Source organism: Spongiibacter marinus (genome assembly GCF_016906995.1).
In the GTDB taxonomy this organism is placed as follows: Bacteria; Pseudomonadota; Gammaproteobacteria; order Pseudomonadales; family Spongiibacteraceae; genus Spongiibacter; species Spongiibacter marinus.
On sequence record NZ_JAFBBD010000007.1, the window covers coordinates 55,367 to 70,996 of the forward strand.

Annotated in this window: 9 protein-coding genes; 6 read left to right on the top strand and 3 right to left on the bottom strand. The window is 56.6% G+C overall.

The features are described from left to right. Nucleotides 1-13 precede the first annotated feature (13 nt). Entirely contained in the window at nucleotides 14-2,887 is a 2,874-nt protein-coding gene (gene rapA / locus HNR64_RS11680; RefSeq protein ID WP_204996633.1) for an RNA polymerase-associated protein RapA, read from the bottom strand. Nucleotides 2,888-3,084: 197 nt separating this feature from the next. Here rapA and HNR64_RS11685 point away from each other — a divergent pair, with 197 nt between their 5' ends. Continuing rightward, nucleotides 3,085-6,633: a NahK/ErcS family hybrid sensor histidine kinase/response regulator gene (locus HNR64_RS11685; RefSeq protein WP_204996634.1), complete on the top strand. Its 3,549-nt coding sequence runs from the start codon at nucleotides 3,085-3,087 to the stop codon at nucleotides 6,631-6,633. 93 nt (nucleotides 6,634-6,726) lie between these two features. Here the strand turns inward: HNR64_RS11685 and HNR64_RS11690 are convergent, their stop codons facing one another. Both HNR64_RS11690 and acs read right to left on the bottom strand, forming a co-directional pair. After that, complete coding sequence (locus HNR64_RS11690; RefSeq protein WP_204996635.1) at nucleotides 6,727-7,377, bottom strand: response regulator; 651 nt, start codon at nucleotides 7,375-7,377, stop codon at nucleotides 6,727-6,729. 149 nt (nucleotides 7,378-7,526) lie between these two features. Next, on the bottom strand, nucleotides 7,527-9,488 hold the full coding sequence (gene acs, locus HNR64_RS11695) for an acetate--CoA ligase (RefSeq protein ID WP_204996636.1): 1,962 nt from the start codon (nucleotides 9,486-9,488) through the stop codon (nucleotides 7,527-7,529). Nucleotides 9,489-9,694: 206 nt separating this feature from the next. Here acs and HNR64_RS11700 point away from each other — a divergent pair, with 206 nt between their 5' ends. From HNR64_RS11700 to HNR64_RS11720, 5 genes are all read left to right on the top strand, one after another. Beyond that, complete coding sequence (locus HNR64_RS11700) at nucleotides 9,695-10,990, top strand: DcaP family trimeric outer membrane transporter (protein WP_204996637.1); 1,296 nt, start codon at nucleotides 9,695-9,697, stop codon at nucleotides 10,988-10,990. Between the two features lie 96 nt (nucleotides 10,991-11,086). Further along, nucleotides 11,087-11,356 (top strand): DUF4212 domain-containing protein, encoded by a 270-nt coding sequence (locus HNR64_RS11705; protein ID WP_204996638.1) that lies wholly within the window; start codon nucleotides 11,087-11,089, stop codon nucleotides 11,354-11,356. 15 nt (nucleotides 11,357-11,371) lie between these two features. Next, nucleotides 11,372-13,105 carry a sodium:solute symporter family protein gene (locus HNR64_RS11710; protein WP_204996639.1) on the top strand — a complete coding sequence of 578 codons (1,734 nt, stop codon included), beginning with the start codon at nucleotides 11,372-11,374 and terminating at the stop codon, nucleotides 13,103-13,105. A 131-nt stretch (nucleotides 13,106-13,236) separates the two neighbouring features. Next, complete coding sequence (locus HNR64_RS11715; protein WP_051171202.1) at nucleotides 13,237-13,755, top strand: hypothetical protein; 519 nt, start codon at nucleotides 13,237-13,239, stop codon at nucleotides 13,753-13,755. A 23-nt stretch (nucleotides 13,756-13,778) separates the two neighbouring features. After that, nucleotides 13,779-15,629: a putative nucleotidyltransferase substrate binding domain-containing protein gene (locus tag HNR64_RS11720; protein WP_204996640.1), complete on the top strand. Its 1,851-nt coding sequence runs from the start codon at nucleotides 13,779-13,781 to the stop codon at nucleotides 15,627-15,629. Nucleotide 15,630 lies beyond the last annotated feature (1 nt).

Here is a 15,630-nt window from a genome sequence, read left to right on the forward strand (position 1 = left end):
TGTCGGTGGCAACTTAGCTGATAATGGCCAGTCGCAGCGCGTGGGTATTTAGCCGCAAGGCCCCGAGATGAGTACGGCCCTGTTCGGTTTCACTATCGAAGCGCTGCACGGCCTGCTCGTCAATGTCTGGATTGCGCTCGGCAAGTGCCAGTAGTCTCGCACGTTCACTGCTGCGCGCCTGCTCGTAGGCGGTTAGAGCCTGCTCGCGCCACTCGCTTTCCAACTGTTTGGCAATGCCCTCCACGTTGTTTAGCAACGCGGTTAAGGGTTCGCGGATTTGCCGCATTAACGCCGGCACCAGGCCTTTCTTAACGTGTTGGCAGAGGCTGTTGAGTTGGGCGTGGCTGACCTTGTCACTGAGTTGCCGGCCCTGAGTATCCAGCAAAATCCGCTCACTCTGGGCGGGCAGGAAGCGATCGAGTGCCAATGCCGCAGGGGCTTGCAGCGAAGGGTTAAAGAAGGTTTCCAGCAGCATACTGCCGGCGGGTAAGCCCTTCACCGCGAGTGTGCACATTGTGGCACTGCCGAAATCGCCGTTGGCGATCAGCTCCATGGCATCGCGCAGTAGCGGGTGCTCCCAGGTGAGAAACGCCATGTCCTCGCGGCTCAACGCGCGACGTCGGTCGAAAGTGCCGGTCAGGCCTTCCTCGGGTAACTGTGGGAAAGCATCGCTGAGCATATGATCGCCGGGCCGAAGGATAATAGCCTGGTCACTGTGGTCTTCGTGCTCAAGGCCAAACTGGTCAGCCAGTTGTTCCAGGTAGGCGGCCAGCTCCTCGCTGCGTTGCTCTTCAGCCACTTGGGCTACCAGCGCGTCAGCCTGGTCGCGGCGGCAGGAATTTAATTCCAGCAGTTGATTGCGACCAGAGTGCAGCTCAGCGCGCAGGCTTGCTGCGGTGTTTGCCGCTTCTGACAGCAGGGCATCGACGGCTTCGGTGGAATCTTCCAGCGCCGCGACCAGCTGGCTTTCATAGCGCTGCATCATGGCGCTACCGATGGTGCATGGTTCGGTAAATATGGCCATGGCGTCGCGATACCAATTCAGCAGCGCTTGCTGTGCACTGCCGCTGTAGTAGGGCACATGAATATTGACATCCCCTTGGCGGCCAATGCGGTCCAGACGACCAATACGCTGCTCCAGCAGGTCCGGGTTCAGCGGGAGATCGAATAGAACGAGGTGTTCGGCAAACTGAAAGTTGCGGCCCTCGCTGCCGATTTCGCTGCATACCAAAAGCTGAGCGCCGTCGTCGGGATCGGCAAAGTAGGCCGCCGCGCGGTCGCGCTCCATCAGGCTCATTTCTTCGTGGAATACCGCACTGGCAATACCGCGGCGCAACCGCATGTAGAGCTCGAGCTCGCGGGCAGTATTGGTATCGGCGCAAATCAGCAAGCAGCGAGCGTCGGGCTGGCCGAGGAGGAATTTTTCCAGCCACTGCACGCGAGGGTCGGTGTCCGGCCAGTCATCTCCGAGCAGCGGTTCAGGGTGCAGGCGATCGTGCAGCGGTAGCTCATCGGCCGCCGCGGTATAGAGTGCAGGGGCCGACAATGGGTGCTCGTGCAGGGCCCGGGCGGGGAAACCACCCACTGAGGCGCGGCTGTTGCGAAACAAACTGCGGCCGGTGCCGAATCGATCGAGCAGTGCATCGACGACCGCCTGGCGATGGCTCTGCGGGTCATTGGCGAAAGCGGTGAGTAAGTCGCTATCCAGGTAGGAGCGCAACGCGTCTTGTAGGCCGCTGTCGGCATCCTTGTCGCGCACCCGGTTAATCAGTTCGCTAATGTCTGTGTAGTCGCGCTGCTCGTCGCGAAAGGCCTGCAGGTCGTTGTAGCGCTCTGGGTCAAGCAGGCGCAGGCGCGCGAAATGGCCGTCGATACCGGCGTTCTCTGGGGTTGCCGTCAGTAGCAGCACAGACGGGGTGGCGCTGCAGAGGGTTTCCAGCATGGCGTAGCCCGGTGTTTGCTCGCCGGTCTCCTGCCATTGCAGGTGGTGGGCCTCGTCAACTATCAGCGTATCCCAACCCGCGGCTTCAAGTTGGCTCACCCGACGAGGGTGGCTGGCCAGCCAGTCGATTGATGCGATCAGCAGCTGCTCGCTTTCAAAGGGGTTTTGCTCGCGGGCTTTTTCTTCTTCCTCGTCGAAAAACACGCTGTCGGCGTCGTCGCGATACGGGTCGATTTCCCGGCAGCGGGCTTCGTCAAAAATACTGAAGTTCAGATTAAAGCGGCGGCGCATTTCCACCAGCCACTGGTGAACCAGGCTGTCGGGCACCAAAATCAATACCCGCTGGATGCGCTCTTCCAGCAGCTGTTGGTGAAGAATAAGGCCAGCTTCAATGGTTTTGCCCAGGCCGACTTCATCTGCCAGCAGCACGCGTGGCTGGTGTCGCTGGGCGACGTTGCGGGCAATATAAAACTGATGGGGAAGTAACTCGACGCGCGGGCCGAGCAGTCCGCGGCTGTGATTGGCGCGGGCGCGATTGCGTTGTTCAAGCGTGCTTACGCGCAACTCGTAGCGTTTGGTGTGGTCGAGCTGTCCGGCCAGTAGGCGGTCACGCGCACTGTGAAGTTGAATTTGTGCGCTGAGGATTTGCTCCGGAATGGGCTGCAGTTCGCCGTTGCTGTCGGCGGCAAAATATACCAGGCAGCCATTGTGTTCCTGAACGTCCTCAACCGTCATTGGCGGCAGTTCGGGCACATTGATTTCATCGCCAGGCTGAAACTGCACGCGCGACAGCGGCGCGCGATCCGCAGCGTAGGTACGCTCTTCCTCGGCGGCGGGGAAGGCGATCACCACCCGGCGGTTAGCTGCTTCAAGAATGATGCCGAGGCCAAGGTCTGGCTCGGGGGTACTAATCCAGCGTTGGCCGGGATAAAAAGTCTCTGGCATAACGGGCTTTGGTCTAGTCTCGTCGGGCGATTTTCGGGCAGGCATCTTACGCGTCGCAGCCGCTAAGGGGAAGGCTTGGCGCCCCGGGGAAGTCGGGAATAGGGCCACTTTTCGGCCATAGACTTTAGTCGCATGCGCAGCCTTAAACGCTGGGGTAGACTGGGCCGTCGACAGCAATAACGAATAAGAGGCATACAGTGCCAGCAAATCAGTGGGTCATGCTACTGGCCTTTCTCTATTTTGGGGTGTTGTTTTTCATCGCTTGGTGGGCTGACCGCCGCGCCGAATGGCCGCGTCGTTTTCGACCGTTAATTTACAGCTTGTCTCTCGCAGTATATTGCAGCTCCTGGACCTTTTTCGGTGCCGTGGGCGAGGCCGTGGAGAGTGGCTGGGGCTTTTTGCCAATTTACCTCGGGCCAATTTTGCTGTTTGTGGTTGGCTGGCCATTTTTGCGTCGCCTGTCGGTGATGAGCACCCGCAATCGGGTAACGTCGATTGCCGACTTCATGGGCTCACGCTACGGCAAGAACCAACTGTTGGCCGCGCTGGTGACCTTTCTGGCGGTATTGGGGAGCCTGCCGTATATCGCCCTGCAATTGAAGGCGATTACTCAGGCGTGGACCAGTGTAAAGCACTTGTGGGACCAGCGCGCCGAAGATGTGGGCTCGCAGAGCTTTACCGGCGAGATGTTCGGCACGGTGTCATTTGTCGACCCCGGGAGCACCAGCTTTATCGCGGCGTTAATACTTGTGCTGTTTACCGTTGCATTTGGTACGCGCGTTGTCGAGAAGCGGCAGCGACATCGCGGCTTAATGGCGGCGGTAGCGATTGAGTCCATCGTTAAGCTGGCGGCATTTGTCATGGTAGGGGTATTTGCGCTGGGCTTGCTGTGGAGCAGTGACTCGGCCCCATTACACTGGGGGCATTTTTCGCAATTACCGGATCTGACCAACTTTTTTACGCAGATGCTGTTGGCTGTGGCGGCAATTGTTTGCCTGCCCCGCCAGTTTCACGTGATGGTTGTCGAGCACCACAGCCGCCGTGATATGCGCCTGGCTCGGTGGATTTTTCCGCTGTATTTGCTGGCCTTTTGCGCAATGATCGCACCCATTGCGATCGCAGGAATGAGCTTGCTGCCCAGTGTGGGCACCGCCGACATGTTGGTGGTTTCGCTGCCATTGCATATGGGGAACAACCAGCTGGCGGTTATCGCCCTGCTAGGTGGGATGTCAGCCGCTACCGGCATGGTGATTGTCGCCTGTGTGACTTTGTCGGTAATGGTCTGTAATGAATGGCTGGTGCCGCTCTGGCAGCGCTTTCGTCAGGGGCACGAGATCAACGCCCGATGGTTGCAGCAAGTGCGGCGCATTGCCATTGCGGCGGTACTGTTTGCTGCCTGGCTGCTGGAGCAGCAGCTCAGTGCTCACGGCGGCCTCGCCTCACTTGGTTTGTTGTCGTTCGCCGCCGCAGCGCAGCTGTTGCCCGGTATTATCGGCGCCCTGTACTGGAATCGGGGGCATGCCAAGGGGGTAGTGGTTGGCCTGCTAGCCGGTGGCTTTTTATGGGCCTACACGCTGCTATTGCCGGCGGTGCTGGGGCAGGGCCACAGTGTGGTGAGCAGCGGCCCGATGGGCTGGCAATGGCTGCGTCCGGAAGCGCTGATGGGCTTTGATTTTGGTGACGCGCTGAGTCACGGCGTGTTTTGGAGTCTGGCCGTCAACAGCTTGCTAATGGTGCTGATCTCCCGGCGCTGTCGTTTTAGCAGCATCGATATGCGTCAGGCGCGCAGTTTTACCGAGGTGCGGGTCGAGCGCCGCCAATTACAAGCGGAGTTGGAACTCACTGATATCGATGCCTGGCAGCTTCACCGCCTGTTAGTGCCGCTACTCGGAGACGGGCGCAGCGAGCGAATGTGGCAGCGCTTTGAGCAGCGACTGGGCCATCGCCTATTGCCGAGTGACCGCGTGCCGCGCTTTGTTATTAAAGATGTCGAAGAGTCGCTGGCTTCGATTGTCGGCGCGGTGTCGGCGCACCGAACACTGGAACTGCTGGCCAAGCGCAAGCCGCTGGATATCGATGAATTTGTGTCGCTGATCGGTACGACCTCGCGGCAAATTCAGTTTGGTCAGGATCTGCTGCAAATCACGTTAGAGACTATCCCACAAGGGGTTAGCGTGGTCGACGGTAACCTCAACCTGGTCGCCTGGAACCAGCGCTATGTCGACCTGTTTAATTTCCCTGAGCGCCTGCTTTATGTCGGTTGCCCAATTGCCAAGATCTACCAATACAATGCCGAGCGCGGTTATTTGCACGACGCCGATAGCGATGTTGATGCGGCCATTCGGCGGCGCCTGGGGCTGTTGCAGGGGGCAAAACCTTATCGCCTGGAGCGCCTGCTACCCAATGGTTTGGTCATTGAAATTTGCGGCACCCCGATGGCCAATGGTGGCTATGTAACCACCTATACCGATATTAGCGAGTACCGGCGAATCTTTAACGAGCTGGAAGCCGCCAAGTCGCAATTGGAGGAAAGGGTGGCAGCTCGAACCTCCGAGCTAGAGACCGTGAATCAGTCCTTGGAAGAGGAAAACGCCACGCGAGCGCGCATTGAGCGGGAATTGAATACCGTTTACGCCAGTAAAAATCGCTTTTTGGCATCGGCCAGTCACGACCTATTGCAACCCATCAATGCTGCCAGGCTTTTCACCGCCGCGTTGTCGGGCAAAGTGGAAGAGCAGGCGGCTGGCGCCAGTTCGCTAAGCAGCGATGTGAAACACATTGACGAAGCACTGGCCGGCGCGGAAACCCTGATTACCTCCCTGCGCGAAATTGCGCGCCTGGACTCCGGGAGAATGCAGCCCCAGCTTGAAAGCTTTGCCATACAGTCATTGCTCGACACCATGGGCCGTGAGTTTTCGGTGATTGCTCAGCGCAGTGGCCTGACATTGCGCGTTGCACCCTGTTCGCTTTGGGTTCGCAGTGACCGCCACTTACTGCGCCGGGTAGTGCAAAACCTGCTCAGTAATGCCCTGCGATACACCCCGCAGGGTACGGTGTTATTGGGTTGTCGGCGACAGGGAGCGCAACTGAGTATTCAGGTGCTCGATACCGGACCGGGTATTGCAGAGCAGGATCAGCAACGTATTTTTGACGAGTTTGAGCGCGCAAACGACGCCGCTCACCGTGAAACCGAAGCTGGCCTGGGACTGGGTTTATCGATTGTTCGCCGTATCAGTAGCCTGCTAGGGCATGACTTGAGCATGGTTTCTGTTCCCGGACGCGGTACGGTGTTCTCTATCACGGTACCTATCGTTAATGCGGTTGCCGCGAGCGAAGCTGCTACAGTCGCCGAAGAGGCCCTGCAGTCAGAACTCGCGGGGCTAACGGTGCTGTGCGTGGACAATGAAGCGGCGATTCGCGCGGGAATGCAGAGCCTGCTGGCGCAGTGGCAGTGCCGCGTATTTGCCGGTGCATCGCTTAGCGATGTATTGAGTCAGTGGCCGTTGGATACGCCGCCCGATATTGTGCTGGCAGACTATCACTTGGACGGCGGTGAGACGGGGTTAGAGTTATTGCAAACCCTGAGCTATCACTGGGGCAAGTCGCTGCCGGCAATTGTTATCAGTGCCGACAACAGTGACGCGGTTCGGCGGTCGGTCATCGATGCGGGTTATCGCTTCCTTGCTAAGCCCGTTAAGCCGGCGGCGCTGCGTGGCTTAATGCGTAAAATGGCGAGGGGAGCATAGTTAATGCATTGCGAATATTTTATAAGCTGAACTGATCTTCGTATGCTAAAAGCATGACCAGAGCTTTTTGTTTTGAGTCACCTCTGGCAGTGTTTATTCCACTGCCGGGATGTTCACGTCTAACTGGCTCAGCATCAGTACGGCCTGTGTTCGCGAATGCACACTGAGTTTGCGAAAAATTTCAGTAATATGGGCTTTGATCGTGGCCTCGGTGACATTCAGCTCCCAGGCAATCTGCTTGTTCAGCAGTCCCTGCACCAAATAACTGGCAACGCGAAACTGCTGAGGCGTCAAGCTTGCCACGACCTCGGCGATCGATTTTTCATCGCTGCTGCTGGCTTGCTGATAACGCACATTTTCCGGCAGCCAGCGCTCTCCTTGTAGCACTTGTGCAATGGCGGTGCTGATCTGTTCTGGCGAACTACTCTTGGGCAAAAAACCGCTGGCGCCGTAATCAATGGCGCGGCACATCACTTCCTCGGTTTCAGAGGCAGACACCACCATAATCGGTATTTCCGGGTGCTGGGCCTCCAGGTGGACTAAGGCACTAAAGCCCTGTGCGCCGGGCATATGTAAGTCCAGCAGCAGTAGATCGATATCGCTGTCTTCGTCGATGGCCTGTTGAAGGCTGCCGATATCGCCGACCTCGTCAATGCGTGCAGTCGGAAAGCTCGCGCTCAGGGCACCGCGCATGGCCGAGCGGAAAAGCGGGTGATCGTCGGCGATCAGAAATCGCTGGGTCATGGGGCCTCATTGTTCCGTTATTGTTTTTCGATTAGGCCAGTATAAAAAAGCCCCGCAGTGCGGGGCAAGCGCTTAGGAAAAGCCTGTGGTAAAGACCCGGCTTCTCGGGGTGGAGGAGAGAGTCACCACCCCGCATCTGCACATTCAGTTTACGCAGCGTTTTCGTTGATGTGTTGATGTCCCTCAATAAGCCGTGCAACAACTGAGGGGTCGGCAAGCGTGGAGATATCGCCCAGGGCGTCGTACTCGTTGGCCGCGATCTTGCGCAGAATTCGGCGCATGATCTTGCCGCTTCGCGTTTTAGGCAAGTCGTCGGCCCACTGAATCACGTCGGGAGAGGCAATCGGGCCGATTTCGCGGCGCAGCCACTGCTTCAACTCTTGCAACAGGGCGTCGTCGCCTTGCTCGCCCTGCTGCAGGCTAACGTAGATATAAATGCCTTCGCCTTTGATCTCATGGGGGAAGCCAACCACGGCGGCTTCGGTCACTTTCGGGTGGGCAACCAGTGCACTTTCCAGCTCAGCAGTACCCATGCGGTGACCAGAGACATTGAGCACATCGTCCACGCGGCCTGTGATCCAGTAGTCGCCATCAGCGTCGCGGCGGGCACCGTCGCTGCTGAAATAGTAGCCGTTGAAGGTGGAGAAATAGGTATCGATAAAGCGCTGGTGGTCGCCAAAGATGGTGCGCATTTGCCCGGGCCAGCTGTCGCAAATGACCAGGTTGCCATCGGTGGCGCCGTCCAATACGTTTCCGTCGTTATCCAGCAGTGCTGGTTGTACACCGAAGAACGGCTGAGTGGCTGAGCCGGGCTTCAATTCTGTGGCGCCCGGCATCGGGGCAATCATCATGCCGCCGGTTTCGGTCTGCCACCATGTGTCCAGGATAGGGCAGCGGCCCTCGCCAAAGACGTCGTGGAACCAGCCCCAGGCCTCTGGGTTGATTGGCTCTCCGGCGGTACCGAGCAGGCGCAGTGACGCACGGCTGTTGGTGGCCGTGGCTTCCTCGCTCTTGGCCATCAGTGCGCGGATCACGGTGGGTGCGGTGTACAAGGTGTTCACCTGATATTTATCGATAATCCGGCCCAGTCGGCCGCAATCGGGATAGTTGGGAACACCTTCATACATGATGCAGCTGGCGCCGTTGCTGAGCGGGCCATATACCGCGTAGCTGTGCCCAGTGATCCAGCCGATATCGGCCATACACCAGTAGACTTCATCAGTTTTGTAGTCGAACACCGTATGGTGGCTCAGAGAGGTGTACACCATATAGCCGCCGGTGGTGTGTACCGCGCCTTTGGGTTTACCGGTTGAGCCAGAGGTGTACAACAGGAACAGCGGATCTTCGGCGTTCATCGGCTCGGGAGGGCAAACGGGTGATTGCTGCTCAACGAGGCTGTGGTATTCCACGTCGCGGTTGGCGCGCCAGTGAATATCGGCGCCGGTGTGCTTGAGCACCAGAACTTTTTCAACGCAGGCCGGAGAGCACAGTTCTATGGCCTCGTCGACGTTTTGCTTCAGGGGAACCGTTTTGCCGCCGCGACGACCTTCATCGGCGGTGATTACCAATGCCGATTGACCATCGCTAATGCGTCCTGCCAGCGCTTCTGGCGAGAAGCCGGCAAAAACCACCGAGTGCATGGCGCCAATGCGTGCGCAGGCGAGCATCGCGAAAACGGCTTCCGGAACCATTGGCATATAAAGAGTAACCACATCACCTTTTTTAACGCCCAGGCTCTTCAGGCCGTTGGCGAGTTTGCAGACTTCTTGATGAAGTTCGTTATAGGTGAATTGTCGTGAGGCTTGGCCCTCTTCATCGGGCTCCCATTGCAGCGCGAGTTTTTCGCCGCGCTCACTGAGGTGTCGGTCTAAACAGTTTTCAGAGGCATTGAGTACGCCATCTTCAAACCACTTAATATAAAGATCGTTTTTATCAAAACTGCAGTTCTTTATTTTACTCGGTGCCTGGTGCCAGCTGATTCGCTCCGATACCTGCTTCCAGAACGCATCGGGGTCATTGACCGATTGTTCATACATGGCCTGGTAATCGTCTGCAGAGATGTAAGCATTCTCGCGAATCGACTCTTTGATGGGGTAGCGTTGCTCTGTCATGGCTGTGCCCTCGGTTCAAGGTGTGCGTTCTTGTTATGTCACACAGTATTCTCCGCGAGCGCTTTTTTCGCTATTAGACCTTGGTCGAGCGGCTGATCCCTCCCTTCTTAGACTTTCGTCGATATTTGACTAATGGCTAATACGCAGCTTTGCAAAGTCGGCCTATAACCTCTAGTGACACATAAAAACAACCGGGAGACACTCTTATGCAAAGCAATAAAAAGCGCACTTTCGCATCTCGATATCTACCTGCTCTTGCGGCACTGCCACTGGCCGTTGCCGCGGGTTCCGTTTCCGCTGAGTCGCTGGAGCAGCGCGTGCAGCGCTTAGAAGCAGCGCTGGCTGAATCCACGGCGCAGGCGTCGACCAATACCAGCTTCAAGTTTGGTGGCTATATAAAACTTGATGCTATGGCGAGCCAATACAGCGGTGGTGAAAGAGCCTTGGCGGCTGTCGGCGATGACTTCCTCGTGCCTTCCGTTATTCCCATCGGCGGTGAATCAGGCGATGCCAATTTCGATATGCAAGCCACGTACTCGCGCATTTGGTTTAAAACGGCGACGCAGACCGATGCCGGTACCATCTCCACTCATGTAGAGATGGACTTCGGTGTTAACCAAATCGGCGATGAGCGACTCAGTAATTCTGCGGTATCGCGCATTCGCCATGCCTTTGTAAGTTGGCAGTACGACAAAGACAGCTCCTTCCTTGCCGGTCAAACCTGGGGCACCTTCTTTAACGTGGCGAGCCTGCCGGAGACCCTGGACTTTGTTGGCCCGGTGGCCACAGTATTTGAGCGCCAGGCGCAGTTGCGTTGGACCCACGGTATGGGGAATGGCAGTTCGTTGATGGTTGCTGTGGAAAACCCGTCCACTGGGCTCTATGGCGGCACTAGTGGCGCCGCGGGCGGCGGTGATTTTGACAACAACAGTCTGCCCGATGTCGTTGTTCGTTATAACGGTAAGTCAGGCGACCTGAGCTATAGCGTGGCAACGGTGCTGCGTGAGATTGCTTACAAAGAGAACTTTACCAATAACCTTGCGCAACCCATTGAAGGTGACGAAAGCGAGATCGGTTATGGGGTGAGTTTCTCGGGTAAATGGCAGCTGGGTCAGGATGACCTCAAATTCCAGCTGAACGCCGGTAACCTCGGCCGCTACCTGGGTTTGCAGAGCTTCCGCGATGGTTACATTGAAAGCAATGGCGATATCGATCTGCTGGACACCGTGGGTGGCTTTATCGCCTACCGCCACTTCTGGGCACCCAAGTGGCGCAGCAGCTTTGTGTTGTCAGCCAGCGAAGCCGACCAGCCCAGCAACGCGCCCGCTGGTACGCCAAGCGCTTACCGCAGTGCTCACGCCAACTTGCTGTATTCGCCGGTTAAGGCACTTACCCTGGGCGCTGAGCTGATCCACGGCGAAAAACACATTGAAGGCAGCATTAACGGCGACGACAGCGGTGAGCTGGATCGCTTGCAGTTTAGTGTGAAGTACGTGTTCTGAGCGTCCCGCTCTTGACTAAAGTCGAATGGTTTGCGGCGACAACAAAGCGCATAAAGAGTATGTCGCCGTGATTCAGACGAATAAAGGAGAATAACAATGGCGTTTCAATCGAAAGAAATGGCGAAAGCATACTGGCGTGAAAACCTCACGTTGATGCTCTGGCTGTCAGTGATCTGGTTCATCGTGTCTTATGGATGCGGAATCCTGTTTGTAGAGCAGCTCAATGCCATCCGCTTGGGTGGATTCAAATTGGGCTTTTGGTTTGCGCAACAGGGGTCAATTTACACCTTTGTGGCACTGACATTTATCTACGCAAAAAAAATGGGCGATCTCGACCGTAAATACGGCGTAGATGACGACGCATAATAAGAGGCAGCCATCATGGAACTTCAAACATTAACGTATATTGTGGTGGGGTTTACCTTCGCCATTTATATCGGCATCGCCATCTGGGCGCGCGCCGGTTCGACGAAAGACTTTTATGTAGCCGGCGGTGGTGTTCACCCCGTTGCTAACGGCATGGCAACTGCCGCTGACTGGATGAGCGCGGCGTCGTTTATCTCAATGGCCGGTCTGATCGCCTATATGGGCTACGGCGGCTCAGTTTTCCTAATGGGTTGGACGGGCGGCTTCGTGCTGCTGGCCATGTTCCTGGCGCCATACTTGCGTAAATACGGCAAGTTCACGGTACCTGAGTTCATTGGCGACCGCTTCTACTCAAGGACTGCGCGTATCGTTGCCGTTGTCTGCTTGATTATCTGTTCGGTGACGTACGTTATCGGCCAGATGAAAGGGGTAGGGGTTGCCTTCTCGCGCTTCCTGGAAGTGAGTTATGAAGTCGGCCTGCTGGTGGGTATGGCTATTGTCTTTGTCTACGCCGTTGTCGGTGGCATGAAGGGCATTACTTATACGCAGATTGCGCAGTACTGTGTGTTAATTCTGGCCTACACGATTCCCGCTTTTTTCATCTCCTTTAACTTAACCGGCAATCCCTTCCCGCAGCTTGGCTTGGGCAGCACGATCAGTGGTACCGACGTATACTTGCTCGACCGTTTGGACCAGGTGATTACCGAGTTGGGCTTTGCCGACTACACCAACAATGTTCGCGGCAGCACCTTGAATATGTTTGTGTACACCCTGTCGCTGATGATCGGTACGGCGGGCTTGCCCCACGTCATTATCCGCTTCTTCACGGTGCCTAAAGTAAAAGATGCGCGTACCTCAGCGGGTTGGGCACTGGTGTTTATTGCCATTCTCTACACAACTGCGCCGGCAGTGGCAGCCATGGCACGTTTGAATCTGCACAACACCATTGCGCCGCCAAGTGCTGAACAAAACCTTGCTTACGAAGAGCGCCCACAGTGGTTTAAAAACTGGGAAAAAACCGGTCTTCTTGAGTTCGAAGATAAAAACGGTGATGGCCGCATTCAATACACCGCGAGTGCGGAGACCAATGAAATGGTCAAAGTCGATCGCGACATCATGGTGTTGGCAAACCCTGAGATAGCCAAGCTACCCAACTGGGTTATTGCACTCGTGGCAGCGGGTGGTCTCGCAGCAGCATTGTCTACTGCGGCGGGTCTGTTGCTGGCAATTGCATCGGCGATCTCCCACGACCTGTTGAAAGGCGTATTAATGCCTGATATCTCCGAAAAAGCAGAGCTTAGAGCCAGCCGAATTGCCATGGCAGGTGCGATTGGCTTTGCGGGCTACCTCGGTTTCAACCCACCTGATTTCGCGGCGGGTACGGTAGCACTGGCCTTTGGTTTGGCGGCCTCCTCGATCTTCCCCGTGTTGATGATGGGTATCTTTAATCGCCGCATCAACAAAGAAGGCGCTATTGCCGGGATGATAGCAGGTATCGGTGTCACCCTGTTCTACGTGTTCCAGCACAAAGGCATTATGTTCGTGGCCAGCACCGCCTTCTTGGGCGATATGCCAGCGAACTGGTTCTTTGGCATTGAACCCAACGCGTTTGGTGCAGTGGGTGCCGTGGTGAACTTTGCGGTTGCCTTTGCGGTGTCTGCAGTGACCAAAGCACCGCCAGCAGAAGTGCAGGAACTTGTTGAGCACATCCGCGTTCCTGTTGGTGTTAGTGCGGCGCAGGATCACTAAGCCGACACTAGCGGTCGATACAAAGCAGGCACCGTCAGGGGCCTGCTTTTTTTTTCCTCGACGAGTATGGAAATTCATTCGACCAAGGATGATAGTAAAAGTCGAACACACAATAACAAGGGATCTGCGCAATGAGTGCGACATCAATTCTTACCAGCAAACACACGATTACCGCATTAATTGTTACGCCGATTTTGGCGATCATCGCTTATTTTGGTGTCGATAGAATGGTTAGCGAGCGGCCCCATAAAGCCGAAGCAGGCGCGGTATATAAGTTGGCTGCGATGTCTAAATGCCGATATCAGAGTGGCGAATGCACCCTCAAGAACGGCAACTTTGCACTGACGCTACGGCCGGAGTTTCGCAGTGAGCACGTGATTAAGCTGCGTTTAGAATCTGCCTTTCCCTTGCAGGGCGCTAAAATTTCCATTGCTCCGGACAGTGCCGTGGATTACCCACCTATGGATATGGAAGCCGAATCTGCCGATGGCAAGGTCTGGTTAATTCGCACCTCAGTACCTGCGACCGAGGCGCCACAGCTGCGCGTCGTGGCGACCGCCGATGGCGCACAGTACTTTGGTCAAACAGGGCTGGAATTCACCGTCTACCAAACCAGCTTTGAGCGAGATTTTCGCGGCGGCCAGCAGTAGCACTTTCGATCCAGGGGGCGAAAATGAGTGATAAAGCAGAGCTGGCATTGGTGAGTGATTTTCTCGCCGAATGTTTGCCCTTTGATAGCCTTGACCCACAGACACTGGAAGACGTTGCTCGTCAGCTCCGTATCAAATATGTGCGACGCCATCACCGCTTTAGTGCGATGGATGGTGACGGCCTGTATATCCTGCGTAGCGGCGTTGTTGATGAACAGCAAGAGAGCGGCTTACTGCAGCGCTTTGAGAGCGGGGAAAGTTTTTCCCTGAATGGCCACAGTCGCGACGGCGAAGTCACACAGTCGCGCTATTTCGTTGCCATAGAAGATTGCTTGATATACCGCCTGCCGGACGATGCGTTGCGCAGTTTGCGGCGCCAACATCGCCATATAGACCGCTTTTTCCATGCGCGCAGTGAGCGGCTATTGCGTCGCGCCGCGCGCTTTCGCGGCCAGCCGTCGTTTCTAATGCAGCCGGTTACCTCAGTAATGAGTCAACAGCCGCTCGAAGTTGCCCCGGAGGCATCGATAGCGCAAACCGCACAGGCAATGACCGAGCGCCGCGTGTCCTCGGCCTTTGTGACCCGCGATGAAACCCTACTGGGCATCGTCACCGACCGCGACTTGCGCAGCCGCGTATTGGCCCTGAGGCTATCGCCCGATCAAACCGTGGCCAGCATCATGACCGAGAACCCCTGCGCCCTGGCAAGTGATGCAACACTTTTCGATGCCGTGTTGGAGATGACCAATCGCGGCGTGCACCACCTGCCGGTATTGGGCGAGGCAAAACAGCTGCTCGGTGTGTTGACCACCTCCGATGTCAACGTGGCAAGGGAAGACGACCCGATCTACTTTGTGCAGCGGGTATCGCGGTTGAGCAGTCTTACAGCGCTTCAGGAGCAATTAGCGCGTCTGCCGAACCTGTTCCGCCAATGGGTAGAGGCCGATACGCCGGTGACGCAGATTACGCAAATGACAACCGCGGTAAGTGATGCCTTGACGCGGCGGCTTATCGACCTTGCGGAACAATCGCTTGGCCCCGCTCCCTGCGACTACTGCTGGCTGGGCTTTGGCTCCCAGGCTCGGGGCGAGCAGTTACTCGGTGGTGACCAGGACAACGGTTTGCTGATTGATAATGCTGCAACCGACGACGACATGGCGTGGTTTGCGCAACTCGCCGACTTTGTCTGCGCTGGGCTTAATGACTGCGGCTATGACTACTGCCCGGGTGACGTGATGGCCAAGTCGGAAAAGTGGCGCAAGCGCGCCGCCGATTGGGAGGCGATGGTCGACGGCTGGATGACCAGCCCCAGCGCCAGTGCCGTGATGCACATCAGTATTTTCTTCGACCTGCGCGCCATTGCCGGCAGCCGCAGCCTGGCTGAGGCCTTGCAGCAACATATGTTGGCCCACAGCCAGCGCAATACCATTTTCCTTGCCGCGCTGGCAGAGAATGTTCTGGCAAGCTCGCCGCCGCTAAGCATGTTTGGCCGTTTTCTGCTGGAGCGTAGCGGCGAACACCAACACAGCCTTGATCTGAAAAAACGCGGCGTGCTGCCAGTGATAGAGCTCGCCCGGCTGCATTCGCTGGCCAACGGTATCCCCGCGGTAAATACCCACAAGCGCTTGCAGGCACTGGCGCGCGCCGGTCAGATGAGCTTGGCAGATAGTCGCAACCTTGAGGATGCATTTACTTTGATCAATGGCATCCGTTTGCAACAGCAGGCCGCGCAAATTGCCGCTGGCGACGAGCCCGATAATTACTGCGATCCCCGCCAGCTTACCCGGTTGCAGCGCAGCCACTTAAAACAGGCATTCAGAGTGGTTCATCAGGCCGAAGATATTATCAAGCTGCGCTATCGAGCGGGTAACTGAC